The sequence below is a fragment of the Microvenator marinus genome (assembly GCF_007993755.1).
In the GTDB taxonomy this organism is placed as follows: Bacteria; Myxococcota_A; Bradymonadia; order Bradymonadales; family Bradymonadaceae; genus Allomicrovenator; species Allomicrovenator marinus.
In genome coordinates this window covers 1,388,517-1,413,959 of sequence record NZ_CP042467.1, presented here as the reverse complement: position 1 = coordinate 1,413,959, position 25,443 = coordinate 1,388,517, and the positions used below count along the sequence as shown (strand labels likewise).

The window sequence follows — 25,443 nt, the reverse complement described above, 5'->3', positions numbered from 1 at the left end:
AGTCGGACTCTAACTACTTGGATTTTAACAGCGTTGGGGAGATAACAAAAACGCCAAGATGGATTGTGCAAAGAATTCATAATAGGTGAGAGCTCCGACTACTCTGGGGTGCCACAAACGAGGTCCTCTCCGATTTCATCGTCTGCCACCATAAAGTCTTCGTTGGGGTCTTCGAAGGAATAGCAGCCATCGCAATAGGACGTTTCGTTGACTTCCCAGTCTCCTTGGACGCCTATGTTGATCAACGAGTTTCCATTGCCGCTTACGATTACGTTTCCAAAGACCTGCGTATTCGCAACCAGCGCACCGTTGCTATTGATCTCGAGATTTCCGTGAACTTTGGCGAAGGTGAGCGACGCATTGTTGGAAACGCCATCGATTCGCACGTTTCCGGTCACCGTGAGGCCTCTGACTTGTGCACGATTGGAGGAAAATGTGAGGTTTCCATCAATGATGGTGTTCTCGACACCGTTTCCGAAGAGCGAGATACCTTCTGCGGTCAGGGTGACATCGCCTTCAAGTGGTGTTTCGTTTGTGCTCTCTGGGAAAATGATAACCGCTCCGTTTTCATTCTGAGGAACCTCCAAACTCCCGTCGGCCTCAATGGCCACCTCCTCAATGGGTGTGCCTTCGTCGTCGGGTGGGTAACAAACTACGTCAAACACCTCTCCTTCGATTACGATGATGTCTGCCTGGGCTTGAGCATCTCCGCACTCTCGTTCTTTAATCTCATTTGGATCGAGGCAGACTCCGTTGAGGTCTACGCACCCATCGCCATCTCCCGAGACGATGAGATCGTCGCCTCCGTTGGTGTCGATAATGACTGTCGTGTCGTCGCCGTAGGATGTGGTGTCGCCAGGCCCTTCCGTAACTCTCCAACCGGGAGACGCCTCGTCTCCACACGCTGCAACAAAAAGAATCAATAAAGCTAAGGTGAGTCGCATAAAACCTCTGAAGTCAAATGATTGACGGTAGACATGAGATTAGGGCTTGGTCGGGTGCTTCTCAAGTGCGCCACATCAGCATTCGTATTCGTTGCGAATACGACGTAAGTTGATGTAGGGAGTATGTTTACACGCGGCAGGGTGTTCGACGATGCAAGAGAAATTGAGGACAGAAAAGTACGTGATGTGGGCCATTGGCCTCGTCATTTTGCTCGGAATTGGAACAGGTTCGTGGATGCTTTGGGACCGATTCTCCGGCAACGCCGATATGCGCGAGGTAGACACTCCCGAGCTACGCCAGGCCGCCGAGTTTTTTGCAAAACGAACCGATGTTGCAGGGTGCGAATCCGAGTCCATCCGGCGCTACCTCGGCTGCTCAGATACCTTGCTCTCAAAGACTCCGAAAAATCCATTGGACGCCCACGAGCGGCTCAGGATTACGTTCAGAGCGTGTTCGAACGAGACCAAGCTCTTTCACAAGTATTGCGTTGAGAGCGCAAGGCCGTCCGGGGAACTGTGCCGTCAGCCAAAACCGCGGAATGAAGCCGTTTGCGGGTCGTACAAGATTCGTAGTGACGAGGTCTGCCGAGAGATCGTGGAGACCTCGGATGCTTCGTGTCGCTAGCGTGGGCTCACATCAAGCCTGGGCCTGAATACCGAACATTCAATGAGTAAGAGCCAATGTTTGTGGTAATGGCAGTCACGACCACGATCGTGTCTTCGGGCCTCAACATGACCTGACAAGATGGTGAGCCCGTGCAGTAGAGCTGGTTCGACATTCCTCCGTAAACATTCACGCTCCAGATACCGTTTGACCCGCTTATAGTCGCGCTGAGCGGGCTTCCCGGGTCGACTTCATAGAAGTAAGAGTCCGGAGTGCCCGTTGATGCCGAATCTGAGTGGCTACCGGTGGACATGGTCCAACCCGTTTCGTCATACGGCGGCGGCCACGTATCTTGGTCTTGTTCCATATCTGCGTCGGAATCCGTGCCAACGTCGGGCGTACCGGCATCTGAATCCATATCGGTATCGGTTTCCTGAAGGTCCTGATCCATGTCTGGCAAGTCTTCGACCATGTCTGTATCAGCGGGCATGTCGAGCTCGGCGCCGGCATCCATATCGTTGTCCATGTCTTCGTGGCCCATGTCTTCGTGGCTCATGTCTTCGTGGGTACCGAGGTCGGATTCATTGTTTCTTGAGCCAGAGTCATCAGGCGCGTCTGGGCCCATATCGACGGGTGAGCCAAAGTCCAATTCTCCGGCGTCCGCAATGGGGCGAGGCGGCGCGTCCATCGAATCAGAGCAAGCAAAGAGGCCCAGGGCAGCCATCAGAATCACGTATTTCAACAACATCTATTTCTCCGAGCAACGTATCTGCAAAACTTCGCATCATAGGCGCCTGAATCCCAATGAAAGTCTCTGAGAGTATCTGAAAGTCTTAGTCAGTTCGTTTGATGAACGAGCTGAGCCCCAGTCCAAGGACCAGTAATACTGCGGTCACGAGCGCAATCTTCAGACTGATAAAGGGCATCAATCCAAAGCATGCAACCAGGCCGAAGTAGGAGATGGCGCGAGGAAAACGCCGGTTCTCCTCGGGGAGTTTGAGAGCCGCCCAGTTTGTGATTCCGTAGTAGACGAGCACGCTGAACGCACTGAAAGACCAGGTGGTCTTGAAATCCCCAACCAGCACTATTGCGGCAACAATACAGCCCATAACCCAAACTGCTTTGGCAGGACTTTGGGATACAACATCCACTTCTTCCAGGAACCGAGGAGCTTCGCGGCGCCTCGCCATGGCGAGCAGCACACGGCTCAGGCCGAGGATGAGATTTAGGAGCACACCAACCATTGCTGTGATCGCGCCGAAAGCCACAACAGGCGCCACAAAGCTGTGGTTGAAACTATGGGCCACCACTTCCAATGGCGCACTAATCGAGGCGGTGGTGTCGGCAAAAGCAGCGGCGCCGACGGTCGCGAGGGCCGTCGCCGCCACGCCGATATAAAGGACCATGGTCAGTCCAAGCGCGCCGATAATAGCCTTGGGAATGGTCTTTGCCGGTTCCAAAACTTCTTCACCCAGAGTCGCGATTCGTCCGTACCCTGTGTACGCAACGAACATGAGGCCTGTCGCGTTGAGGAGCGCGTACGGTGATTCGAAAGCCTCTATCCAAGTCTTCGGCCCTATGTGTTCTGAGACCAGCGCCAGGTCTACGCTCAGCCACCCAAAAACTACGAAGCAGGCGAGGGTGGTTAGAGTGAGTGCTACGATGATTTGGTTGGCTCGGTTTGACCGCTGAATTCCACTGCTGACCAGGGCGGTGAGGACTGCCACGAGGACGAGTGCCAACGAGACCTTGGCCATTTTTGAGGAATCGACCCCTATCGAATGAAACACGTACCCCGAAAACCCGAGGGCCGCTGTCGCAGCAGAGGCGCTCTTGGCGAGCAGAAACATCCATCCCGCCACCAACCCGGCCTTCGGCCCAATGAACTTGTGACCATACTCATAAGTTCCACCGCTGATGGGATGGGCGGCCGCAAGCTGCGCGCTCGAAAGGCCATTCGCAATCGCGATGAGTGCAGCCAAAATCACGGCCAAGAGGAGTCCGGAGCCAATGATTTCGGCACCGATTCCAAGGCTCACAAAAACGCCGGTCCCCAAGATAGATCCAAGACCCATCCAGATTGCGCCCCATGGGCCCACCGCGCGCTTGAGTTCAGTCGAGGGCTTAGCCAAGGTTCAGCTCCACTTTCTTTGTGTCCCAAACCCGTTCGCTCGGAACGAACAAGGTTCCAACAAGGTCTGATGAATTCAAAAAGCTTGAACTCTCACTAAAGAGCTCCTCTTGAGTCAGTGCCTTAGTCCTAAGAGATAGCCAGTTTTCATGCCATTGAGCTAAAGTTTGATAGAGCGCCACCTCAGGTTTTAAGTTTCGGCGAAGGTCCCGCGGAAGGTGGTCTCTGAACATCCATGGAGCGAAACCGCTCGAGAAATCGGTGTAGAGCAGCAGACCCAAATGTCGCACTTGGCCGCTCATACGACGCCAGACATGGGACGTGAGAATGTGCCCCGAAGCACTCGAACTCCCTTCTAAGAGCCAGCCACCATCTCTAAGGCACTTCGCCCAATTCTGAATGGTGGGCCAAATCTCGTGCTCGGGATAGCTTCGAAGTACGTTCATTGCGCGGAGCATGGCTGCACCTTCAAACTGCAGCGAAAGCTCGTCCTCAGGTTCCACGTACTCAAAACAATTCAAGGGGTTCTGATCCGGGTCAGCGCCCGAAATTCGGCGAGGGTCGGTCTCGAGTCCGATAACGCGCAAGTTGGGCTCGATTTTGCGTAGCTGCGCCGCCATTTCGAGCACGGTCCACGCTTCCTCGCCGAAACCCAGGTCGACCACAAAATCGTCCGGACTTAGCTCTTGGCTTAAGAGCTCCGCCAAGAACAAATCTTGGCCTCTGAGGCGGCCTACCGCGGTTCGTGATCTAATTTTGCTCGGATTGAACGCCATGCCGAGCGATTAGCACAAAAGAAAACCGGTGACGATTACTCGTCACCGGTCGATTCGCGATCAGGGGTTAAGGATTAGGAGTTATCGGCGGCGTCGCATCCGCCATCCGAAGACACCAAGGAGCAGGAGCCATGGACTCATGTCGTCTCCGGTCGGTGCGACCGAACAACCTGCGCCACCGGCGAGCACCCTCCCGTCAAACTCGGGAGTCGATGGTGCAACCTCGCGCTCGATGGAGGTGGTGTTTCCAGCCTCATCCGTTGATGTGACTCGAAGGCTTCCACCCGAGCTGGTGTCGGTTCCTTCAGGCAATTCGAACGTCCATTCACCGTTCTCGTCAGCGGTAGTTTCTCCAACTTGAGTGCCGTTGACGAACACCTGGACAGTCGCACCAGGCTCCGATGTACCACTGAGCACACCATCTTCTGGGAACGACTCACCGTCGGCTGGTGAGGTCAATCCAAGTGAAGGAGGCGTGGTGTCGATGGTGATGGAGCGGCTAGCCGTTTGAGGCTCGTCCACTTCGTTTACACTCGTGACTTCCACGGTGTAGTCGCCATCGTCAAACGCTGGTGACTCCCATTCCCACGCACCGTTCTGGTCTGCCGTAACGGTTCCGACTTCAACACCGTCGATGGTGATCGTGACGGTCGCACCTGGAAGCGCTGTACCATTGAAGGTCACAGTGTCTTCGTTGAGCAATGCACCCTCGGCAGGTGAGTCGATAACGAGACCTGTTCGGGTGGTGTCGACGTCGAAAGTCACCGAGTCCGAAGACTCTCCAGCACCTTCAGCGCGTACTTCCCATGGGCCATCAGCGAGGTCGGAATCTGGGGTGTAAGACCAGTCTCCGTTTTCGTCGGCATCCACAGTCGCGACAAGAGTGTCGTTTAAGTAGATCTCAACGCTCGTGTTTGGAGCCGCAACACCCGTGAAGGTTGGTCTCGCAATTCGTACGGTCTGATCGTCTTCAGGTGTCGCAATATTCACCCCGTCGACAATCGAGAAAGTTGACTCGTCTTGACCCACGTTTGTCGCGTCATCAGTGGCCGTGGCACGTACCGCGTAGACACCGAGGTCGAGCGCGTCAATGCTGATGGTCCACATACCGTTTTCATCCGTAGTCACGGTGCCTTCCAGCTCTTCGTTGATGTAGACAGCGATCTCAGTGCCTGGCTCAGACTGGCCAGAGATGGACTGAGGAGAGACGCTGAAGACCTGTTCGTCAGCTGGGCTCATGATGGCAATGGTCGGTGCGATCGTGTCGATTTCCACGGTGATTTCCGAAGACGTCGTGTTTCCAACGCCGTCGGTGAAGACCGCCTCAATCTCGCGCTCGCCTTCTTCCAGGGCCTCGGTCGGAGTGTAGGTCCAGTTGCCGTTCTCGTCGGCTTCTGGAGTCGCTACGAGCACACCGTCGATGAAGATCTCGATGGTAGTTCCTGCGTCAGCGGTACCGCTGATTTCAGGAGTTGCCGTATTCAAGATTTCAGCATCGGCTGGAGACGTGATTTCGCCAAGCTGGTCGATGGTGTCTACACAGATATTGCTTGCGCAGAATCCGGAAGAACAGTCGCCTGCTACTGAGCAGCTCGCTCCCGTTGAGCAAGGTGCACAGGTGTCTCCACCACAGTCTACGTCGGTCTCATTGGCGTTTTCCACACCGTCATTGCAGGTTGGGATGGCACATTGTGCGTTATCACACACGCCGCTTGTGCAGTCCCCGGCATCTACACAGCTTCCACCGTCGCCACACGCTGCACAGGTGTCGCCACCGCAGTCTACGTCGGTTTCGGTGCCGTTTTGGACGTTGTCGTTGCACTCAGGTGAGAAGCACACACCGTTGTTACACACGTTGCTTGCGCAGTCGGTTGCGTCGTTGCAGCTTCCGCCTTCGGTACAAGCACCGCAGGTGTCGCCACCGCAGTCGATGTCAGACTCGGTGCCGTTTTGCACGCCGTCATCACAAGCTGGTGCCTGACATACGTTTCCAGTGCACACACCGCTTGTGCAATCTCCGGCCGAGGCACAGCTTCCGCCATCTGCACATGGTCCACATGAACCGCCGCAGTCCACGTCAGTTTCGGTACCGTTTTGTACACCATCGTCGCATGTCGGAGCCTGGCAAACGCTTCCGGTACACACGCCGCTTGCACAATCACCTGCGATTGCGCATCCGCCGCCGTCACCGCAAGGTCCGCATGAACCGCCGCAGTCAAGGCCGGTCTCAGAACCATTCTGAACGCCGTCGTCGCATGCTGGTGCCTGACACACGTTTCCGGTGCAGACGCCGCTTGTGCAATCACCTGCAATTGCGCATCCACCGCCATCACCGCACGGCCCACATGAACCACCGCAATCTGCGCCGGTTTCGGACCCGTTCTGAACGCCGTCGTTGCATGTTGGAGCCTGGCATAGGTTGCCGGAGCAAACGCCGCTTGCGCAGTCACCTGCAACGGCACATCCGCCGCCGTCTCCGCATGGTCCGCATGAACCACCGCAGTCAAGGCCGGTTTCCGATCCGTTAAGCACGCTATCATCGCATGTAGGAGCCTGGCAGATGTTGCCGGTACATACGCCGCTTGTGCAGTCACCTGCTACAGCGCATCCACCGCCGTCTCCGCATGGTCCACATGAGCCGCCACAGTCTGCGCCGGTTTCCGACCCGTTCTGAACGCCGTCGTCACATGCCGGTGCCTGACACACGTTTCCGGTGCAGACGCCACTTGCGCAGTCACCTGCGACCGCACATCCGCCGCCGTCTCCGCAAGGTCCGCACGAACCACCGCAGTCAAGGCCGGTCTCGGACCCATTGAGAACGCTGTCATCACATGTTGGAGCCTGGCATACGTTGCTGGTGCAGACACCACTTGTGCAGTCACCTGCTACCGCGCATCCACCGCCGTCTGCGCAAGGACCGCATGAACCGCCGCAATCTGCGCCGGTTTCGGACCCGTTCTGAACGCCGTCGTTGCATGTTGGAGCCTGGCAGATGTTGCCGGTACATACGCCGCTTGTGCAGTCACCTGCCACAGCGCATCCACCGCCGTCTCCACACGGTCCACAAACGCTACCGCAATCAAGTCCAGTCTCCACACCATTGGCGATACCGTCATTACACGTGATGATTTCGAGGTCGCGTGTTGCGACGATTTCGAGTGACGGGTCATTTGGCATGCCGCCGTACTCCACTACGTAGCCATCGATGCTCGAGTTGTTGAACTGGAAGTCGTTCCAAAGTCCGCTCGGATAGAAGTGAGCATAGTCTTCATCACCCGCCTGGTTGGGCTCGCCATTCGACCATGCGCTGAATTCGCCGTTCACAGCGTTTCCACCCGCGCCGACCTGAGTGAAGAAGTGTCGGCCACTGCCGTTGTCTTCCAAGCCTTCTGGGCCGGTGACCCAGCGCCATGTGTTCTCCGATTGTGCATCTGATGCGCCCATCCAGCCTTGTCCTGTGAGCTTCTGAGTCACGAACGAGTTTTCATCGGCGCTGGTCACGGTCACGAGGTAGCCTTGAAGTCCGAAATAGCTGCGTGCTGCTGCGGCATCCCGTGCAGCTAGCCAGTTCAGGCCAGGCGCAGAGACGTACTCATAGAAGTGACCATTGGGCTCAAAGTAAAGACCCGCGGCTCCAAGCGAGAACTGAATTGTACGACCGCCAGCTGCAGGAATTCCCGTGGCTACGTTCTGGTACTGAATGGTGCGCAAAACATCTTGGTATTGCCCAGGTGTTCCCACGCCGCTGAGGCTCAAAATACCTGTGTTGGTATCGTAGGAGCCTGTGATGCCGTGCACCGACGTGAAGCTCAAACGGTCCACAGCGCTGTCGAATCCAGCGATGATCGAGATGCGTGCGCCGTCCAGGTTGGAGGCGCCATCGACAACGATCTGGTTGTCTACGAAGATTGCGTCACGCGACTGGTCGTAGGTAGCCATTCCAGGGGTGGTTTCAACAAGGAATCCTGAGTTGACCTCGCCAGTCACCGAAACGTTGAACGAAGTCACAATCGGCGCGAGCACCGGAATGTTGAAGACGTCGTTGAAGATTCCTTCGTCAGTACCAGCGGCGATCTGCACGATGATATCGCAGCTCGAGCCGTTCGGGATCGTGTTCCCGGAACATTGGTCGCCGATGATGCTGTAAGGCGCTGCCAGGCCATTTGGCGTACCAACGTTACCTACCTGAACTGCCGAGCCGTTATTGGTCAGAGTCACGAGAAGGGTGTCGGAGTCGTTCGGGAAGATGCGCCCAAAATCAAGGGAGGTAGGCGAGACTGCAAAATCTGGCTCGAAGACCCGAATATTGCCGAATGCGGAACCTGTGGCGTTGGCGTCGTTGGCGTTGACCGCGCTCAAGGTGATTGAGCTCAGGTCATCAGCGAGCGCACCTGCTGGCACTGTTACTCGAACTTGAACGTCCGACTGCGCAAGGCCCGGAACCACGATGGTGGTGTCACTCAGGATTTCGCTGAGCCACCCCTGGTCGCTAGAAACACTCAAGTTAAAGGTTTGCTCGGTGCTCGCAAGGTTATGGACCACGAAAGGCAAAACAACTTGCGAGTTCGGAGCGGCGAGCTGGTCGGATGGAGGGATGACCTGCAAGCTGGTGGGGTCGGTCCATCGCTCGAATGCTTCAACGACCCAGGTCTCTCCCGGAGCAAGGGAAGCACGATTCCATTGAAGGTAGTAGCCGGCGTCCACGTAGCTAGAGTTCGCCGCGTTCGCGAGTTGACCAGCGGCTGCCTGACCGTTGCCGGTGTTGTATTGACCTCCGAAGAAGCGATCGGCCGGCGTAGCGGGGGCACCCTGCAGCCCCATGATCCCTGCGGTAAAGAAGTTCGAGTTGTTCAGGTAGACCATATTGAGGGCGGGGTTCCACCACGAGCGCGCGGAGTCGTCGCCGCCGAAATAGGTGTCTCCACCGTGAAAGAGTCTTACGTCGGAGAAGGTGCTGGTCCCTACGTTTTCAAGCTCAAAGCGAATTTTGTAGGAATAGTCGCCGTTGGTGTAGGAGAGGATTCGGCGGAACACCACGTTGGATGTCACGCCGAGTGTCGTGGTTACGGTTGCCGTTTCATTGGGCGCGAGTCGAACAATTCGCCCGGTTCCGCCGCTGGGTTGAGACGCGGTCGGCACTGGCGCTGTTTGAGAATCGATCACCTGGCTGACAGTCGTGTACTGGGTTTCTCCACCAGTACTGTAGCTCGTACCATATCGCTGAGACGTCCCGGCTAGATTGAGCATGGTGGTGAGCGCATACTCTGCGAACCACTGATTCCAGATGGTAGCGGGCGGGTTGTTATTCTGTCCGGGAGGCTGACAGGCCCAAACACCCATGTTTCCCCGGCTTGTAGTGGCCACAATCAACGGGTCACCCTCGATAACCACCAGGTCTTGATTGTTCGCCGCACTCAGCATGCTGCCACCATACGTATCGCGGGTACCGTCGCCATCGGAGTCAATCCCAATGCTTTGGCCAAATGTGGGCGTGATTCCATTCGCCGCACACCCAAGTTGGGAGACCGTCTGGGCGTGAGCTTGAGAGCTCGTCGCGGCTAGAGCCGCGAATCCAAACGCAATTCCCACGAGTCCTTGCGCGAGCCATTTCCAAGAGCGAGTTCGCGCAACTCGACCCTCGGACGCACTAGTGTGCGTCGCATCAACATACGTGCTTCCCATGCGCACCTCCTTTTGTGTCGCTGTCTGAGCTTCTTTTAGTATGCCCCCGTGATTCGCGATGTCCACTAAAAATTCACGCAATAATCGTGCAGTAATGAGGCTTTTTGTGCAAATTACGTGCAGGATTTTCTTCGGGCGGCTACCTTCTAAGGTTATGACTTTGCTTTGCTTTTAGGTTTTGGTTGTGTAGGTGTCTGTGGTCTGCGTATCTGTTGACGCAGGTCGTCAAACCTGTGACGAAAGGCGGCGTTTTGTGGCTATCATAAGCCTTGGTGTGGTGCGGGATTGATGTTTAAAAAATGCGCTATCCGAAGGGGTTCGGGTGTTGAAAGGTGTTTGCTTTCAAGTGGTTACGGGTTTGCGTTGGCGCGCGTTTTCGATCCCCCTCCGAATAATTCGTCTGCGTTGTGGAATGAGACGCATCGGGAGAGTGATATGGAACACTTGCGTCATTTGGTGACGCAGGCGCCAAGGTGTGAAGAATTAAGCCTGCGCACCGAGCGGCTGAATTTTTTTCAACCGTAGGGCGTTCGAGAGCACAAAAACCGAAGAAAGGGCCATTGCGCCCGCCGCAAAGAGGGGAGAGAGGAGCGTTCCAGAGATCGGATAAAGTACTCCAGCCGCAACCGGAATAAGGGCCGTGTTATACGCAAAAGCCCAAAAGAGGTTCTGATGGATGTTCCTGATCGTCGACGTCGAGATATGGATGGCGTTCGCCACCCCTTGAAGGGACGAGGTCATCAAAACCACGTCAGCCGCCTCAATGGCCACATCGGTGCCCGTTCCAATCGCAACGCCGATATCTGACTGAGCAAGCGCTGGAGCATCGTTGATGCCGTCCCCAACAAACGCGAGCACACCATGAGCTTCCTGGAGAGACTTCACAGCGTCCACTTTGCCGTTGGGCATCACGCCAGCCACCACATCATCGATATCAAGTGCTTTTGCCACGGCATTTGCCGTGCCTGCGTTGTCACCCGTAATCATTGCGACTTTTATGCCCATGTCGTGAAGTACTTTCACGGTGTCACGCGCGGACTCCTTGATTTTATCTGCCACCGCAACCAGTCCAACGAGCTCTCCCTCTACGGCTACAAAAAGAACTGTCTTGGCCTCGTCACTCAGTGATTGTGCGCGATCTTTAAACTGAGCAACGTCAATCTCAGATTGAGTCATCAACCGTTCAGCGCCCACCAGCACGCTCTTCGTGTCCACCACACCTTTGATTCCGAGGCCGGTGAGGCTTTCGAACTCGCCAATTTCCTGGAGCTCAAGCCCCTTATTCTTCGCATGAGTCACTACGGCCCCCGCGATCGGGTGTTCGGAGCTCGCCTCGAGTGATGCCGCGAGGCGAAGCCATGACTCGGAATCCGGCCCGACCACGTCCACAACTTGAGGCTTACCCTCAGTGAGAGTTCCAGTCTTGTCGAACGCCACGACCTTCACTTCCTTCAGGCGTTGAAGGGCATCGGACCGACGGAACAAGACACCCATCTCTGCGCCTCGTCCGGTACCGACCATGATAGAAGTCGGTGTGGCAAGCCCCATCGCGCATGGACACGCGATGATCAGGACCGCCACGGCGTTCACTAAACCGAAGGTCAGGGCTGGTTCTGGTCCAAAGAAAAACCAGACCAAAAAGGTGATCAACGCGACGCTCATGACGGCGGGCACAAACCACATCGTGACCTTGTCCACCGTGGCTTGAATCGGGAGTTTGGAGCCCTGCGCCTCTTCCACCATCCGGATGATCTGTGAAAGTACCGTGTCGGAGCCAAGCGCGCTGGCCTTGATTCGGAGCGCGCCCTTTTGATTGACGGTCCCTCCAAAAACCTCCGAGCCTGATTCCTTTTGTACAGGAACGGGCTCGCCAGTGAGCATGCTCTCATCCACCCAACTTTGGCCTGACTCCACGAGACCATCCACGGGCACGCGACTTCCCGGCTTGACCAAAATCAGGTCTCCCAAACTCAGGTCTGCGATCTCGACCTCAACCTCACTACCGTCTCGGAGCACGGTGGCGGTTTTGGGCTGAAGTTTGATGAGTCGTTGAATGGCTTCAGAAGTTCGCCCCTTGGCTCGCGCTTCGAGATATCGGCCCAGAAGGATGAGGCCTACAATTACTGCGGCTGCTTCGTAATAGACATTGACGGTCCCCTCCGGAAGAAGTCCGGAAAAGAAGGTGGCTACGACCGAGAACCCGTAGGCTGCGGCTGTTCCCAGCGCGACCAGACTGTTCATGTCTGGAGCACCCTTGAACAAGGCCGGGAAACCCTTGATGTAGAATGTTCTGCCCGGACCAACCAAAACCAAGGTGGTCAAGACGAACTGAATAATCCAGCTCGTTCGCATCCCAATGGTATTCATGATCAGCTCGTGAACCCCCGGAATCATATGTGAGCCCATCTCGAGCACGAAGACCGGCAGGGCAAGTGCTGCTGCGATGATGAGCTCGCGTTTGAGCCCACGAGCCTCTTCTTCGCGCTTTTCTGTCATGTCTTGGCTTGGCGCGGACCCTTGGCGCTCCTTGGCATCATAACCAGCGTTCTCAACGGCTTCGATCAGTGATTCAACACTTGCACGAGCCTTAATCGTAGCCCGTTCAGTAGCCAGATTCACGCTCGCCTCCGAGACGCCGGGTACGGCTAGGAGCGCCTTCTCGGCACGTCCTACACATGAGGCACAGGTCATCCCCTCTATCTCGAGCTCATAGGTTTGCTCCGGCACGTCGTAGCCCGCGTTCTCAATGGTCTCGATCATCTTGTGTCTATCGAGAGAAGAGTCGTGTTCGATATCGGCTCGCTCGGTGGCAAGATTTACCGAGACGCGCGTCACGCCAGGGAGGTTTTGGAGCGCTTTCTCAACGCGACCTACGCAGGACGCGCAGGTCATACCTTCGATTTGTAATGCCGTTCTATTTGTCTCACTCATAGTCAGTTCCTAAGCCAAGTCGCGTCTCTCTGATTCCTCTCAGAAACAAAAAGATTCCAATCTCCAAGTTGTGTTTTGGAACCGTGTTGCACCATTCTGGCATCTTTTAGACACATGGGGCAGCACGCGCAACGTGAGTGATGGTGAAGAGATGAGCAACAATAGACGGATAGAGGCACTCGAACATGGTAGAAGCCTACTCGATGAGGCCACGGAAAACATAACTTTTGAAGAGTTCGACTGGGCTTTTGAAGAAGTATGGGCTGGCGTGGCCTCCATCCTCAACGCCTTTCATCCGCATCCCGCAGAAACACTGACTCTGGCTCCGAAAGGCGAGGTCCCCGCGCCAGGCTCGTTGTTCCGGATTTTGGCCGCCTTGCCCCGAGCTCCGAAGAATAAACGTATTGTAGCTGACCTCGAAAAGTTACGGGGTGAGCACTCAAGGCTCAGCGCCGAGGCTTTTGGAAAGCGTGTCGAACAGATTGTTTTCGAAGCCTGGCTTCTGCACGACGAGTGTGGCCAAAGCCTGCAGCTCGAAGACGACCGTCTAGACGGACGACTCATCGTGCCAGACCCATCGCCGGGTAGGGTAGGGGGGCGAGTGATAGAGCGGCGAACCGCGCTCAAACTCCTCCTCGCCTCAAGCGTGATGCCGGCTGCGGCCTGTTCTAAAATCGAAGCCGACTCGAAACCCGTTGCCGAGGCGAGCGCGGCCAAAGTGGAGAAGACGCGCCTGGAAGGGGCGAAGGCCAAACGTGTGAGTCAGATTCAAGGCATGAACTGGCCGACAAGCGATCCATTCCTCTTTTGCGCCTACCATCAGGATGATTACCCGACCGGAAATGAGAATATGGGGCCGGCGGCGAGCCTTGATGGCCGCCATATCGGGCGAGATTTCGAAGGCAAAGACAACTGGCGGATGTACCATGGACGTGACGTTCCCGGGTTTCCGAGGCACCCACATCGAGGCTTTGAAACCGTAACGGTCGTTCGCTCAGGAATGCTCGATCACGCTGATTCTCTGGGGGCTACCGCGCGATACGGAGCAGGGGACGTTCAATGGCTGACCGCCGGCGGCGGCATCCAACATGCCGAAATGTTTCCGCTTTTGCGGTCTGATTCACCGAATCCTCTGGAGCTCTTTCAGATTTGGATGAATTTGCCGCGCTCAAACAAGATGGTGAACGCTCACTTCAAAATGCTCTGGTCCGAGAAGATTCCTCGCATCCCTGTACAGGACTCAAAGGGGCGACTTAGCGAAATCACCCTGGCTGCCGGTGAATTCCAGGGTCATCGCCCGCCCACTCCGCCACCCGACTCCTGGGCCTCACAGCCCGGCTCGGATGTCGCAATTTTCACCGTTCGAATGGAGGCCGGCGCGCAGGTTGAACTGCCGGCCGTAAACCCGGGAACATGGCGCTCGTTGTATCTGCATCGTGGTGTCGGAGCCAAAGTTTCGGGCATCTCCGTTGGTAATCTCCAGCGCGTGGAGTTCGAGGAGTCAGGGCCTATAAGCCTTGAGGCGCTTGGCGCGGAAACTGAGATTCTCGTCCTTCAGGGACGTCCAATTGGTGAGCCAGTGGCCAAGCGTGGTCCGTTCGTGATGAACACTCATGACGAGATCCAACAGGCTTATAGAGACTATCAGCAAACGCAGTTCGGGGGCTGGCCGTGGCAAGGAAATGGCCCTGTTCACCAGCGCACCGAAGGTAGATTCGCAATTCATCCAGACGGGCGGCGCGAAGAACCCGTCTAAACCATAGGAAAAACATGTCAGAAGAATACGTCCCCCCAAAAGTATGGAAGTGGGAAAAACAAAGTGGTGGCAATTTTGCCAACATCAACCGTCCCGAAGCTGGTCCAACGCATGAGAAGGAGCTGCCGGTAGGCGAGCATCCGCTGCAGCTCTATTCGCTGGCGACTCCGAATGGTGTCAAAGTGACAGTCATGCTTGAGGAGCTCTTGGCTCTTGGAATCAACGACGCCGAGTACGACGCCTACCTGATCAACATTCTGGAAGGCGACCAATTCTCGAGCGGCTTTGTCGATATCAATCCAAATTCCAAAATCCCGGCACTCCTCGATAGGTCCGAGGACCCTGCTGTGCGGGTCTTTGAGTCGGGTTCGATCTTGGTCTATCTGGCCGAAAAGTTCGGAAAGTTCTTGCCCACCGACCGAGCCGCAAGAGCTGAGACCCTGAACTGGCTATTTTGGCAAATGGGCGCAGCTCCTTACCTTGGAGGTGGATTCGGACATTTCTACGCCTACGCGCCTTCGAAAATGGAGTATCCTATCAACAGGTTCGCCATGGAGGCCAAGAGGCAACTCGATGTGTTGAATCGGCGTTTGGCCGAGTCCGAGTTTATTGCAGGCAATGAGTACACCATCGCGGATATGGGCATTTGGCCCTGGTATGGCGCGCTCGTGAGAGAGAATGTCTACAAGGCTGCCGAATTCTTAGAGGTCCACACCTACGAACACGTGGTGCGGTGGGCCGACCAGATAGCAGAACGCCCCGCGGTCAAGCGAGGCGTTGTGGTGAACCGTTCGTGGGGTGATGAGGCCCAACTGGCTGAGCGCCATTCTGCGAGCGATATCGACGCAGTTCTTACTTCGACTTAGCGAAACGCAAGTACGGAAGCTTGATATCGAGCTCTCCAAATCGCGCTGCAGCATCCTCGTTGTTTAGAGAGGTGGAAACTACCACATCTTGTCCGGGGACCCAGTTTGCTGGAGTAGCCAGCGGCGCGCCGTCGGTGATTTGAACGGCGTCTAGAGCCCGCAAAATTTCAGCGAAATTACGTCCAACACTCATTGGATATGTCATTGTAAGCCGAACTTTCTTGTCGGGGCCGATGATGAAAACGGTTCGCACGGTTGCGCTATCGGCAGGTGTACGTCCGTCGGGAAGAATGGCCTCGGCTGGTAACATGTCGTAGAGCTTGGCGACCGTCAAAGAGCTGTCATCGATGATTGGAAAGTTTGCAGGAGCACCCGCAAAAGCCTCAATATCTCGTTTCCATTTGTGGTGCTCCTCAACACTGTCTACAGAAACGCCCATGACCTTGGTGTTCCGCTTTTCAAACTCCCCCGCAAGCTGCGCCACAGCTCCAAACTCTGTGGTGCAAATCGGCGTGAAATCCTTTGGGTGAGAAAAGAGAATCGCATATCCGTCTCCGATCCAATCGTGAAAGTCTAGCTTTCCGGAGGTCGAGTCGGCAGTGAAGTTAGGTGCGATATCGTTGATTCTGAGTCCCATTGTTTTCTCCTTGGTTGAGACATTCCAAAGCTCGGATGATCGAACTCAAGCCAAGGTTTCGTGCTCGGGTTCAATTATTCTTTGATCAGATCAACCAAGCATTGAACAGAGCGGTGGGATTCGACGGGATGCCTCAAGTATTTGTCTAGAATGACTTCGTAATGGTTGCGACGTCCCACGCGTGTCTTGATCACATAGCCTTCATCTTCGAGCTCCGAGACGATGCGCTGTACGGCGCGCTCGGTGATGCCTACACGTTCCGAGAGGTCACGGGTGCGTGAATCTGGATTCTCTACAAGACAGAGGAGTACGTGCGCGTGATTTGTCAGAAAGGTCCAAGTGTTTTCTACAGCCATGGTTGGAGCCCTTGGTGTCCACCAAACGGTCGATATTGGTCGAGACTACGACTAATCGTCAAGTGGCGCAGCAATTCTTACGAATTAGTAACGATGTTTTAAGAAATCGTTTACACGAAAGAAAAAACATGAAATCTTTTTCGTGTATTTGGCATCATATGTCTAGTGCCGCTTTTGGCTTCAATTAGGAGATGAGTATGTCCATGAGAATTTTTAGTGCGCTTGCTGTTTCCGCTTTCCTTGTTGCTTGTGGTGCGAAAGAGCAACAACAAGTCCAGACTGCCGGTACGGACACGGTGGTTAAGGCTGCTTCCGCACAGGATCCAACTCCGGCCCTTACCCAGGGAGTAAGAGATGCAATGACGCCTGACGCCGTTCTCAACGGCCTCAAGGCAGGCAATGAGCGTTTTCTCAACCGCACACCGCTCTACCGAGACTATGCAGACCAGATCGCTGATACCAGCGCTGGGCAGTTCCCTTCGGCTGTCATTTTGAGCTGCATCGACTCACGAATTCCGACCGAAGTCGTGCTCGACCAGGGGATCGGTGACGTGTTCAATGCGCGTGTCGCTGGGAATATCGTGAACGCCGAGATTCTCGGCTCAATGGAGTTCGCTACCGCGGTGGCTGGTGCGAAGCTTGTCGTGGTCATGGGCCATACCAAGTGTGGCGCGGTCATGGGAGCTTGCGACAACGTTGACCTCGGAAACGTAACGTCGCTCGTGACCAATATCCGCCCAAGCGTTGAGGCGGTCGCAGGCCAATCCTGCGCGTCTTCCGATTCGTCCACGGTGGACAAGGTCGCATCTCATAACGTGGAGCGCACCATTGAAGAGATTCGCAAACAGTCGGCAATCATGGCCGACCTTGAGAGCCAGGGTAAGATCAAGATCGTTGGCGCCATGTACGATATCTCTAGCGGTAGAGTCACCTTCATGTAAGGGAAGGCTAGACTTGGCTTGACAGAGGTCTCGCTCAGCTACAAAACTCCAGAACCCTGAGTTCTGGAGCATACATGAGCGAATTCCAATACGAGAAACCCTTCCAGTTTTCTGAAGATCCAACGCGCTACCGATATCTCGGTAGCGACGGCGTCAGCACCCAGACCATCGGGGGAGAGACATTCGTGAAGATCGAACCCGAGGTCTTTGCTGAGTTGGCTCGTCAAGCGCTTCACGACACGTCGTTCTACCTGCGGACAGCACACCAAGAGCGAGTTGCAGCAATCCTCAAGGACCCCGAGGCTAGCGATAATGATCGTTTTGTTGCACGGACTCTCTTGAAGAACTCGGTGATAGCAGCCAATGGGCAATTGCCGATTTGCCAAGATACCGGAACAGCGATTGTCGTCGGGAAAAAGGGTCATCGCGTCCTTACCGATGGCGAAGATCCTAAGCACCTCTCGAAGGGAATCTGGCAAACCTACCAGACCGACAACCTTCGGTACTCTCAGGTAGTTCCGCTGACCATGTACAAGGAGAAGAACTCGGGCAATAACCTTCCCGCCCAGATCGATATCTACGCTTCGAAAGGGGCGAGCTACGAGTTTCTCTTCTTGGCTAAAGGGGGCGGCTCTGCGAACAAGACCTACCTTTTCCAGGAGACCAAGGCGCTCCTGAATCCCGAAAGCCTTGAGAAATTCCTCGTTGAGAAGATGAAGACGCTTGGCACCGCCGCCTGTCCTCCATATCACGTAGCCTTTGTCATTGGGGGCACCAGCGCCGAGTCCACACTCAAGACCGTGAAACTCGCCAGTGCCAAGGAGCTCGACCACCTCCCTACGACTGGATCAGACGGTGGGCGTGCGTTTCGTGATGTCGAACTCGAGGAGCGGCTTCTAAAGGCTGCGTGGGGAACGGGCCTCGGCGCACAGTTTGGAGGAAAGTACTTTGCCCATGATGTGCGCGTAATAAGGCTCCCAAGGCACGGGGCCTCATGTCCCGTGGGCATGGGGGTGTCGTGTTCTGCCGATAGGAATATCAAGGCGAAGATCGATGAGAGCGGAATCTGGCTCGAGGAGATGGAGCAACATCCAGAGCGCTTCCTGCTCGAGGCAGAGAACGACGAAGATGCCGGTGTTCGTATCAACCTGAATCAGCCAATGGATGAGATACGGGCAGAACTTTCCAAATATCCAGTGAAGACCCGCGTGCTCTTAAGCGGAAGGTTGATCGTCGCGCGAGACATGGCGCACGCCCGACTCAAAGACATGATTGACCGCGGGGAGCCTATGCCTCAATGGTTTAAGGATCATCCGGTCTACTATGCGGGTCCTGCTAAAACGCCTCCAGGAATGCCTTCCGGGTCGTTCGGGCCAACCACAGCCCAACGCATGGACGCTTATGTAGACTTCTTCCAATCACTCGGTGGCTCGCTCGTGATGCTGGCTAAGGGGAATCGCTCCAAACAAGTCACTGACGCTTGCCATAAACACGGTGGCTTCTACCTCGGTAGCATCGGTGGCCCAGCCGCGATCCTCGCAGCCGAGAGCATTAAGAAAGTAGAGGTTCAGGATTTCGAGGACCTTGGAATGGAGGCCATCTGGAGCATTGATGTGGAAGATTTCCCGGCGTTCATCCTCGTGGATGACAAGGGCAACGATTTCTTCCAGCAATTGAAATGATCAGTTGAGGTACTCAGATTCTGAGCGCCAGGTCGGATCTGGGTACCAAAAGAACATCAGGGTTCCAAACGAGATGGTGTCGATGACTTGGTCTGAGATGGACTCTTCGAGCGTCGCACAGCCCCAGCTCGGGGTGACCCAGCCGTCTCGCTCAATGATGTCCTGTGCGTTTCCAAACCAAGGGTGGACCACGATCTCTCTTTCGCGCACACGGTCATTAAATCCGGCTTCTAGGCCGTCCAGAAGCACGGAATAGCCATAGTCTCCTACGTAGGTCTCATCCGTGCGCATCAGGCCGAGGCTTGATTGGTGACTTCCCAAAACATTCGAGAATTTAGAAGCCATCCCGAGATCCTCGCCTTCAATGGACCCCTCTCCGTGGGCGGTGTGGAGGTTGAAGAGCAACTCTCCCGAGTTTAGGTCGAACACCCATTGCCGTTTCTGGCTTGAGTGCATCGAGAAGTCCGTGAGCGTGTATTCGAAACGTCGGGTCTCGTCGCGCTGCCAGGCGAGCGAAAACGCGCGGAGCGCGTCGTTGGCGAGCTCCTCATTGATCCCGTGCGTGGTGAAAGTCTGACTGGTGGTCACATTGACATCAAGGTCGAATGTGCCAGCAAACTCTACGCCCTCATCATTGACCCAGGTGTCAGCCACCAACCAATACTCGCCCGCTTCAAGCCAAGAGCCCGCTCGGAAGTTTCCTCGGTCCATGCAGGATGCTGGGTTCCGCTCCAGAAGCAGATGAACATCCACATCCACACCTTCCGGCTCTCCCGAGAGTTGGGCGCTGAAGAATCCCGGCTCTTGGATCACAACTCGGTAGACCAACTCAGGCCCCGACTCGTTTGTCTCGGGCGCGCACTCGTAGCTATCCCACTCCCGCGTACCTGTGGTGGTATCAGCGCTGATTCTGGACGGGAATGTAGAGATACAGGTGGGGTCTGAATCGCAACCTGGTGGTTCTGGATCCTGTGGTTGAGGGTCTTGAATCTGGGGGTCTTGAGGAGCCGGGATCTCTTGCTCAGGTGGCTGAGTTTCTGGGTTCTGTGGCCTCTCTTGAACTTCGGACGGCTCCGAGTCCACTGCGTCTTCAGAACAAGCGAGTGTAAGGAGTACCCCAAGTACAAGCGGCTTGTAGCCGTGTGAGTTGAACGGAGAAATCAAAATAGCCTCAGCCCTCTTCTACGTACAGCCAAGAATCCGAGAAGCATGAGGAGCATGCCTGTGTTTCCGGCACCATTCGTAGATGCACAACCGCAACCCTCGTCAGCACCAGTCGGCGTAGGGGACGGTTGCTCAACCACATCGGTATCTCCCACAAGTCGCATCTCGCAATCGGTCCAATTGGACGACACATCTCCTGCAACCACACGTACTTGGAAGAGATAGGCGCCAGGCTCCACGAGTGCTTGCTCAATCGGGATTTCGGTCGTCGCCGCACCAACGTTCTGAGCGACGGAGTTTGTGTAGACCGGAGCCGCTCCACCGTTGAGGTAGATCGCGACTTCAAACGTAGTGGTTGGGTCCTCGTTCACGTTCTGAACTTCCACAAATTCAGGTAGTGCCTCGTGCTCGCGTCCGGCACCGCAATATTCGCCAAAGGCATCTCCGAAGGACGGAGGATTCAAAGTGTCTGGCTCGATGTAAATCTCGAAGTCGGTGACGACCGACCAATCGCTCTCAGCCCCTCGCTCGTCCACCGCTTTTGCACGGAGGAAATAGCGCCCCAACTCCAATTCAGTTGGTGTCCATTCAACACTCGCCGCGAGCGGCTCAGGCTCAAGGGCTTCACTGGTTTGAAGCACATTCTCAAATGCATCGTCAGCGGCGAGCTCGATGACGACCGAGACTGCCTCTTCCTCAGGGTCTGTTGGAACCGACGCCGAAACACGAGGAGTAAGCACCATCACGGTTTCGCCATTTGTCGGCTTCAGGATTTCTGGAACGCCAGGTGGGTCGTTGACGGCATCCACACGGAAACTCTGCCACGTAGTCCACGGGCTATACCCAGTCGTGACATCCCCATCAAAAGCACGCGCTCGCCAGAAGACAAACGCGTTCTCTGTGAGCGTATCAACTTGCCACTCGGTGGTCGTATCGGGGCCTTGGGCTAAGAGATTTGTCTGGTCAGGTTCACCAGTAGGTGAGCCTTCGCGGAGCTGGAATTCGTATTGAAGTGGATCCTCGTCGGGATCAACCACATTGCCCACAACCAGTGTGGGTGTCGGGATGATCACGCGCACCTGGTCGATGGGGGAAAGGAGAACGGGCATCGGAGGCGCAAGATTCACAGCGTTGACGTTGATAACCACAACTACGGTTTCGGTGAACTCGCCATCGGTGATTGTGATCTCGATGGTATAAGGGCCGTCGGGGGCCGCGGTTTGCGACGGGGTCCAAGAGTAGGTTCCGTCGTTTTCGTTCAGGGTCAGAGCGCCATCGGTAACGTCGTCGCCCGCAGCGTTGGTCTGCGTAACCGTGACCGTCAACGCGTCGTTGTCAGGGTCGGTATACTCGAGATCAAACGTAATGGTTTCAGCCTCGTCGAGTCCAATCATCGCAGCATCAGGAACCGGCGCACCATTTTGAGTCACGCTCAAGTCCGGGACTCGGTTGCCCATGCTCACGCCAAATGTGTAGGGCCCCACACTTTGTTTTCCAACGCCACCAAAGTTCGGGTCGCCAAATGCGCTAACCACAAAACAGTACGTCCCGGCGCTCAAGATGCCGGTGTCGATATGTGAAGCGCGGGTTCCGCCATGGTCGTCGTTATAGCCGAGCTCGGTGGTACCTGTGGCGTCGAAGAAGCCGAGGATGGGGTCGAACCATGGGTGCTCACGGGTAATGCCGTCGATTTCGATCTGGTTTGAGACGTCGACCATCAGGCGGTCACCGTCTTGAACGGTAGTGCAGTACCAGTCCACATCTGGGCCTCCGCTGAGTATCGCGTCTTGAACATGGGGCAGAGTAGTCACTTGGACTGCGCTCGCTACATCGTTGCTGGGCTCGCCTGGGTCTGCGGGGAAAGGTGGCAGGTTGATTCCGCCCACCACGTTGATTCCGCCCGCCGTGACTTGATGTGGGCCTCCAAACGCCATGCCCCTGTTACCAGTCGGGTCGTACCCGATGATTCGATAAGAATGGTTGCTCAAGAGGCCGGCCATCACGAACCCACCAAACTTTGTGTTGCGCAGGTTCTTCGATATATCGGTGTGGTGATAGCGGTGGTCCGTGGTGGACTCGACTCGTACCCTCATATTTACGTCAAAGACGGTGGACTCCAGTCTCCCGGTGAGCGGCATCGTGATGTCGAGCCCGGTCAACGCATCCGCATCGGCAACGGTCAGGACGTCCGCGTCAGCCGCGATGAGTCCGTCTGAAATAGGTGCGGCTACGTCGTACCATGTGTCGCCAAAATGCCGTGAATCACCGTCCGGCATGCGGACGTCGATCTTATAATTTCCCGCCGGAACATTGGAGAATTCATAGGCGCCCGCCGCAGAAGCTGTAGTGCTTTGAATCGAATATCCCTTAGGTCCTTCCTCCCAAAGTCGGACCTCCATTCCCGTGATACCTGCACCATTTGGATCCAGAATTGATCCCGAAAGAGTTGCTGCACTTAGTGGTAGCGAAACCATTACGAGCGCTGCGCCCGTCAACCATTGTCTAAACATAAATTTTCCTCCAAGGAATGATTAGTTGGATGCTATCAAACTCTTTGGAATTAGACAATTTGCGGAGTCTCGTACCGGGGCTGGCAAGCATTCAATCTTGGACAAATCCGGGCCACCGCTTCATATACTCGATGAACGGCTTGGAAAGCGCCTGCTCCTCCAAGTCCAATGGGCTCATCGGAGGACGTCTCGGCTCTTTAGCCTTCTCCAGGACTCGACTCGGCCAGTCAGCGTTTGCGATAGCCGAGCGCCCCAGAGCCACAGCATCAGCCCCGAGTGCGAGTTGGCCTTCGAAGTCGGCGGCCGTCCAGATATTTCCGGCGCTGATCAAAGGGACCTCAGGGGGGAGGGCCTTTCTAAAGCGGCTACATGGATGTTCTTCAGGATACTTTTGCGAATTGGCTTGTGCATCCCAGAGAGAGATATGGATGAAGTCTACGTCCCGCTCAGAAAGCCAGAGTGCGGTTTGTATGCTCTCGTCTATATCGAGCCCTTTCGTTGCCTTAAAGTCTTCCGGTGAAAGTCTCACACCGACAATGAACTTTGGCGACACTAGCTCTTTGACCCGTTCAAAAACCCTCAGGAGCAATCGCGCTCGATTCTCAAGAGAGCCACCCCACTGGTCATCGCGCTGGTTGTGCGAACTCAGAAACTGGCAGAGAAGATAGCCATGAGCGCCGTGCAACTCAACGCCGTCCACCCCGGCTTTCTCCAAACGAAGGGCAGCTTGGCCAAAATCTTCGATCACGCGCTCGATATTCTGCTCACTTCCTGCTCGAACGCGCCCATTATCACTCGACGTGCAGGACCACGGGTCGGCCGAAAGACTCGCGCGTTCGCCCCCGTGAAAGAGTTGGGCAAGGAGCAACGCACCGTCTTCGTGAATGGTGTCGGCGAGTCGCGCCCAGCCTGGCATCAGTGCGTCATCAAAACACCCGAGTTGTCCCTTCCATGCATGACCGTCCAGGTGCACATGGGTGGCGCAAGACTCGATGACTCCGAATCCCCCGCGTGATCGAGCCTTGAGCCACGCGATCTCGGCTTCAGAGATCGAGCCGTCGTCATGGCTTTGAAGATTCGTCATGGGGGCAAGCCAGACTCGATTTGGGGCAGCACGGCCGTTTGGAAACCGCATCCTTTACTCCTTCTTTTCGCGCTCTTCGCTCGATGAATAGGAGAGTTGAGGATGCTGTGCAGGAGGCAATTGGTGCGGAGTTTGTTTCACGTTCGCTCTGGCTGGAAGCGAGTGATTTGCGCCAAATTCCACACCCGAATCCGCGATGATCTGAGGCTGGAAGTCATGCTCAGCCGCCTTTTTGAGCCATTTTGCATACTCTCGAAGCCGCTGCGTCATCTGGAAACCCCATTTATCGCGCACTTGCTGGCATTGGTTGAGGTCTATCTCGCTCACCAATACACCGTCACGCGTTCTGGATAGCCCTGGCGTGCGGCTGCCGTCTGGGGCCGTCACGTAGCTCGAACCGTAGAAATGTCCAAAGTCTTTGTGCGCGGGCTTTCCATCTCCCGAGGTGAACTCATTGGGGAAAGACTCGGTGCCGATTCGGTTGATGCCCGCCGAGAAGTAGTTGTTGGCGATGGACGCACAACGCGCCTCAATCGGCCAGAGCGGCTCGGAGAGCGCGCCCACGGTTGCCGATGGGTTGAAGACAATCTCCGCCCCGTTGATACCAAACATCAACCAATTCAAAGGATGGTGGCGGCCGTAGCAGATATTGATGCCGACCTTGCCGAACTGAGTCGCAAAGACGGGGTGGCCGGTGTCGCCTTCCATGTAGTACGTCGACTCGTTGAAGTCGCCCACTCGTGGAATGTGGTTCTTGCGGTGTTTGCCAATAATATTGCCGCGATTTCCGATCACTACAGCAGTGTTGTGAATGGTTCCACCGTGGGTCTCATCGCGCTCGAGAATCGGCGAGACGATGACCATGTTGTAGCGACGCGCGAGCTCAGCAAGGAATCGAGTCGACGGCCCATCAACCGGCTCCGCAAACTCCAGCCAAGGCTGCTTCTCGCGGGTGCAAAATGCAAAAGGCATCGTCCATGCTTCTTGGAGACAGAGAACGTTGACACCCATGGCTCCCGCAGCATGAATGAGCTTCTCAGTTCGATCGCAAATGGCCTGAAATTGAACGTCTACCGGGGCGCTGGTCGATTCCACGATTTGTGTCTGAATGACTCCAACGCGCACGATTCTTGGCGCGCGGCGCTGTTCTCGTGTTACCGCGAAACGCCATGCAGCCACGTCGAAATCGAATTTCTCAGCGAGCATTTTTGCGTCTTCGGTAAGTGGGATCTCTTCTGGAAGGTTTCCGTAAAGAATACGGAAGGCTTCAGCCTGGTCCTCCGCGGGTAGTTTCTTCAATAGACTTTCAAGGCTCTCAAGTTCTTGCTTTGCCATTCAATCTCCTCGGGTGATGTCGAAGGCGCGAGTGTAGGACACTA

The 25,443-nt window shown here is 55.6% G+C and carries 17 protein-coding genes; 5 read left to right on the top strand and 12 right to left on the bottom strand.

Annotation, left to right across the window (positions count from 1 at the left end; genetic code table 11):
- Positions 1–98 precede the first annotated feature (98 nt).
- The gene (locus FRD01_RS06035) at positions 99–944 is read right to left on the bottom strand and encodes a hypothetical protein (RefSeq protein WP_146958491.1); all 846 of its coding nucleotides are present in this window, start codon (positions 942–944) and stop codon (positions 99–101) included.
- 151 nt (positions 945–1,095) lie between these two features.
- On the opposite strand from FRD01_RS06035, the gene FRD01_RS06030 reads away from it, so the two are divergent.
- Positions 1,096–1,569, top strand: coding sequence for a hypothetical protein (locus FRD01_RS06030; protein WP_146958490.1), 474 nt, complete (start codon positions 1,096–1,098; stop codon positions 1,567–1,569).
- Between the two features lie 7 nt (positions 1,570–1,576).
- Here the strand turns inward: FRD01_RS06030 and FRD01_RS06025 are convergent, their stop codons facing one another.
- The 5 genes from FRD01_RS06025 to FRD01_RS06005 all read right to left on the bottom strand — a co-directional run bounded on the left by FRD01_RS06025 (position 1,577) and on the right by FRD01_RS06005 (position 13,068).
- Positions 1,577–2,296, bottom strand: a complete 720-nt coding sequence (locus tag FRD01_RS06025; protein ID WP_146958489.1) for a hypothetical protein — start codon at positions 2,294–2,296, stop codon at positions 1,577–1,579.
- Positions 2,297–2,381: 85 nt separating this feature from the next.
- Positions 2,382–3,680, bottom strand: coding sequence for an APC family permease (locus FRD01_RS06020; protein ID WP_249756050.1), 1,299 nt, complete (start codon positions 3,678–3,680; stop codon positions 2,382–2,384).
- Positions 3,673–4,386, bottom strand: coding sequence for a hypothetical protein (locus tag FRD01_RS06015; RefSeq protein WP_146958488.1), 714 nt, complete (start codon positions 4,384–4,386; stop codon positions 3,673–3,675). Before FRD01_RS06015 ends, FRD01_RS06020 begins: the two co-directional genes overlap by 8 nt.
- Positions 4,387–4,536: 150 nt before the next feature.
- Positions 4,537–10,137, bottom strand: a complete 5,601-nt coding sequence (locus tag FRD01_RS06010; RefSeq protein ID WP_146958487.1) for an Ig-like domain-containing protein — start codon at positions 10,135–10,137, stop codon at positions 4,537–4,539.
- A gap of 483 nt (positions 10,138–10,620) precedes the next feature.
- A complete protein-coding gene (locus FRD01_RS06005) occupies positions 10,621–13,068 on the bottom strand; it encodes a heavy metal translocating P-type ATPase (protein WP_146958486.1) in 2,448 nt (815 codons plus the stop codon).
- A gap of 151 nt (positions 13,069–13,219) precedes the next feature.
- Here FRD01_RS06005 and FRD01_RS24220 point away from each other — a divergent pair, with 151 nt between their 5' ends.
- Together FRD01_RS24220 and yghU are read left to right on the top strand one after the other, a co-directional pair.
- Positions 13,220–14,824 (top strand): pirin family protein, encoded by a 1,605-nt coding sequence (locus FRD01_RS24220; RefSeq protein ID WP_249756049.1) that lies wholly within the window; start codon positions 13,220–13,222, stop codon positions 14,822–14,824.
- Positions 14,825–14,838: 14 nt separating this feature from the next.
- Positions 14,839–15,690 (top strand): glutathione-dependent disulfide-bond oxidoreductase, encoded by an 852-nt coding sequence (yghU, locus tag FRD01_RS05995; RefSeq protein WP_146958485.1) that lies wholly within the window; start codon positions 14,839–14,841, stop codon positions 15,688–15,690.
- Here yghU and FRD01_RS05990 read toward each other — a convergent pair.
- Together FRD01_RS05990 and FRD01_RS05985 are read right to left on the bottom strand one after the other, a co-directional pair.
- Positions 15,677–16,327, bottom strand: coding sequence for a peroxiredoxin (locus FRD01_RS05990; RefSeq protein ID WP_146958484.1), 651 nt, complete (start codon positions 16,325–16,327; stop codon positions 15,677–15,679). The two genes, yghU and FRD01_RS05990, sit on opposite strands and share 14 nt — an antisense overlap.
- A gap of 74 nt (positions 16,328–16,401) precedes the next feature.
- Positions 16,402–16,683 carry a helix-turn-helix transcriptional regulator gene (locus FRD01_RS05985; RefSeq protein WP_146958483.1) on the bottom strand — a complete coding sequence of 94 codons (282 nt, stop codon included), beginning with the start codon at positions 16,681–16,683 and terminating at the stop codon, positions 16,402–16,404.
- Positions 16,684–16,880: 197 nt separating this feature from the next.
- Between FRD01_RS05985 and FRD01_RS05980 the strand changes: the two genes are divergently transcribed.
- Both FRD01_RS05980 and FRD01_RS05975 read left to right on the top strand, forming a co-directional pair.
- A complete protein-coding gene (locus FRD01_RS05980) occupies positions 16,881–17,624 on the top strand; it encodes a carbonic anhydrase family protein (protein WP_249756048.1) in 744 nt (247 codons plus the stop codon).
- Positions 17,625–17,698: 74 nt separating this feature from the next.
- Positions 17,699–19,306, top strand: a complete 1,608-nt coding sequence (locus FRD01_RS05975) for a fumarate hydratase (protein WP_146958482.1) — start codon at positions 17,699–17,701, stop codon at positions 19,304–19,306.
- Here FRD01_RS05975 and FRD01_RS05970 read toward each other — a convergent pair whose 3' ends face one another.
- From FRD01_RS05970 to FRD01_RS05955, 4 genes are all read right to left on the bottom strand, one after another.
- On the bottom strand, positions 19,307–20,470 hold the full coding sequence (locus tag FRD01_RS05970; RefSeq protein ID WP_146958481.1) for a murein L,D-transpeptidase catalytic domain family protein: 1,164 nt from the start codon (positions 20,468–20,470) through the stop codon (positions 19,307–19,309). It abuts the gene before it with no gap.
- Positions 20,467–22,980 (bottom strand): carboxypeptidase regulatory-like domain-containing protein, encoded by a 2,514-nt coding sequence (locus FRD01_RS05965; RefSeq protein WP_146958480.1) that lies wholly within the window; start codon positions 22,978–22,980, stop codon positions 20,467–20,469. Before FRD01_RS05965 ends, FRD01_RS05970 begins: the two co-directional genes overlap by 4 nt.
- Positions 22,981–23,071: 91 nt before the next feature.
- Positions 23,072–24,115 carry an NADH:flavin oxidoreductase gene (locus tag FRD01_RS05960; RefSeq protein ID WP_146958479.1) on the bottom strand — a complete coding sequence of 348 codons (1,044 nt, stop codon included), beginning with the start codon at positions 24,113–24,115 and terminating at the stop codon, positions 23,072–23,074.
- A 3-nt stretch (positions 24,116–24,118) separates the two neighbouring features.
- Positions 24,119–25,399, bottom strand: coding sequence for a nitrilase-related carbon-nitrogen hydrolase (locus tag FRD01_RS05955; RefSeq protein ID WP_146958478.1), 1,281 nt, complete (start codon positions 25,397–25,399; stop codon positions 24,119–24,121).
- Positions 25,400–25,443: the final 44 nt, after the last annotated feature.

Excerpts from the sequence above, each read along its gene's own strand:
- FRD01_RS06035 (WP_146958491.1), bottom strand. The coding sequence starts at position 944 with ATGCGACTCACCTTAGCTTTATTGATTCTTTTTGTTGCAGCGTGTGGA.
- FRD01_RS06030 (WP_146958490.1), top strand. The coding sequence starts at position 1,096 with ATGCAAGAGAAATTGAGGACAGAAAAGTACGTGATGTGGGCCATTGGC.
- FRD01_RS06025 (WP_146958489.1), bottom strand. The coding sequence starts at position 2,296 with ATGTTGTTGAAATACGTGATTCTGATGGCTGCCCTGGGCCTCTTTGCT.
- FRD01_RS06010 (WP_146958487.1), bottom strand. The coding sequence starts at position 10,137 with ATGGGAAGCACGTATGTTGATGCGACGCACACTAGTGCGTCCGAGGGT.
- FRD01_RS06005 (WP_146958486.1), bottom strand. The coding sequence starts at position 13,068 with ATGAGTGAGACAAATAGAACGGCATTACAAATCGAAGGTATGACCTGC.
- FRD01_RS24220 (WP_249756049.1), top strand. The coding sequence starts at position 13,220 with ATGAGCAACAATAGACGGATAGAGGCACTCGAACATGGTAGAAGCCTA.
- yghU (WP_146958485.1), top strand. The coding sequence starts at position 14,839 with ATGTCAGAAGAATACGTCCCCCCAAAAGTATGGAAGTGGGAAAAACAA.
- FRD01_RS05990 (WP_146958484.1), bottom strand. The coding sequence starts at position 16,327 with ATGGGACTCAGAATCAACGATATCGCACCTAACTTCACTGCCGACTCG.
- FRD01_RS05985 (WP_146958483.1), bottom strand. The coding sequence starts at position 16,683 with ATGGCTGTAGAAAACACTTGGACCTTTCTGACAAATCACGCGCACGTA.
- FRD01_RS05980 (WP_249756048.1), top strand. The coding sequence starts at position 16,881 with ATGTCCATGAGAATTTTTAGTGCGCTTGCTGTTTCCGCTTTCCTTGTT.
- FRD01_RS05975 (WP_146958482.1), top strand. The coding sequence starts at position 17,699 with ATGAGCGAATTCCAATACGAGAAACCCTTCCAGTTTTCTGAAGATCCA.
- FRD01_RS05965 (WP_146958480.1), bottom strand. The coding sequence starts at position 22,980 with ATGTTTAGACAATGGTTGACGGGCGCAGCGCTCGTAATGGTTTCGCTA.
- FRD01_RS05960 (WP_146958479.1), bottom strand. The coding sequence starts at position 24,115 with ATGCGGTTTCCAAACGGCCGTGCTGCCCCAAATCGAGTCTGGCTTGCC.
- FRD01_RS05955 (WP_146958478.1), bottom strand. The coding sequence starts at position 25,399 with ATGGCAAAGCAAGAACTTGAGAGCCTTGAAAGTCTATTGAAGAAACTA.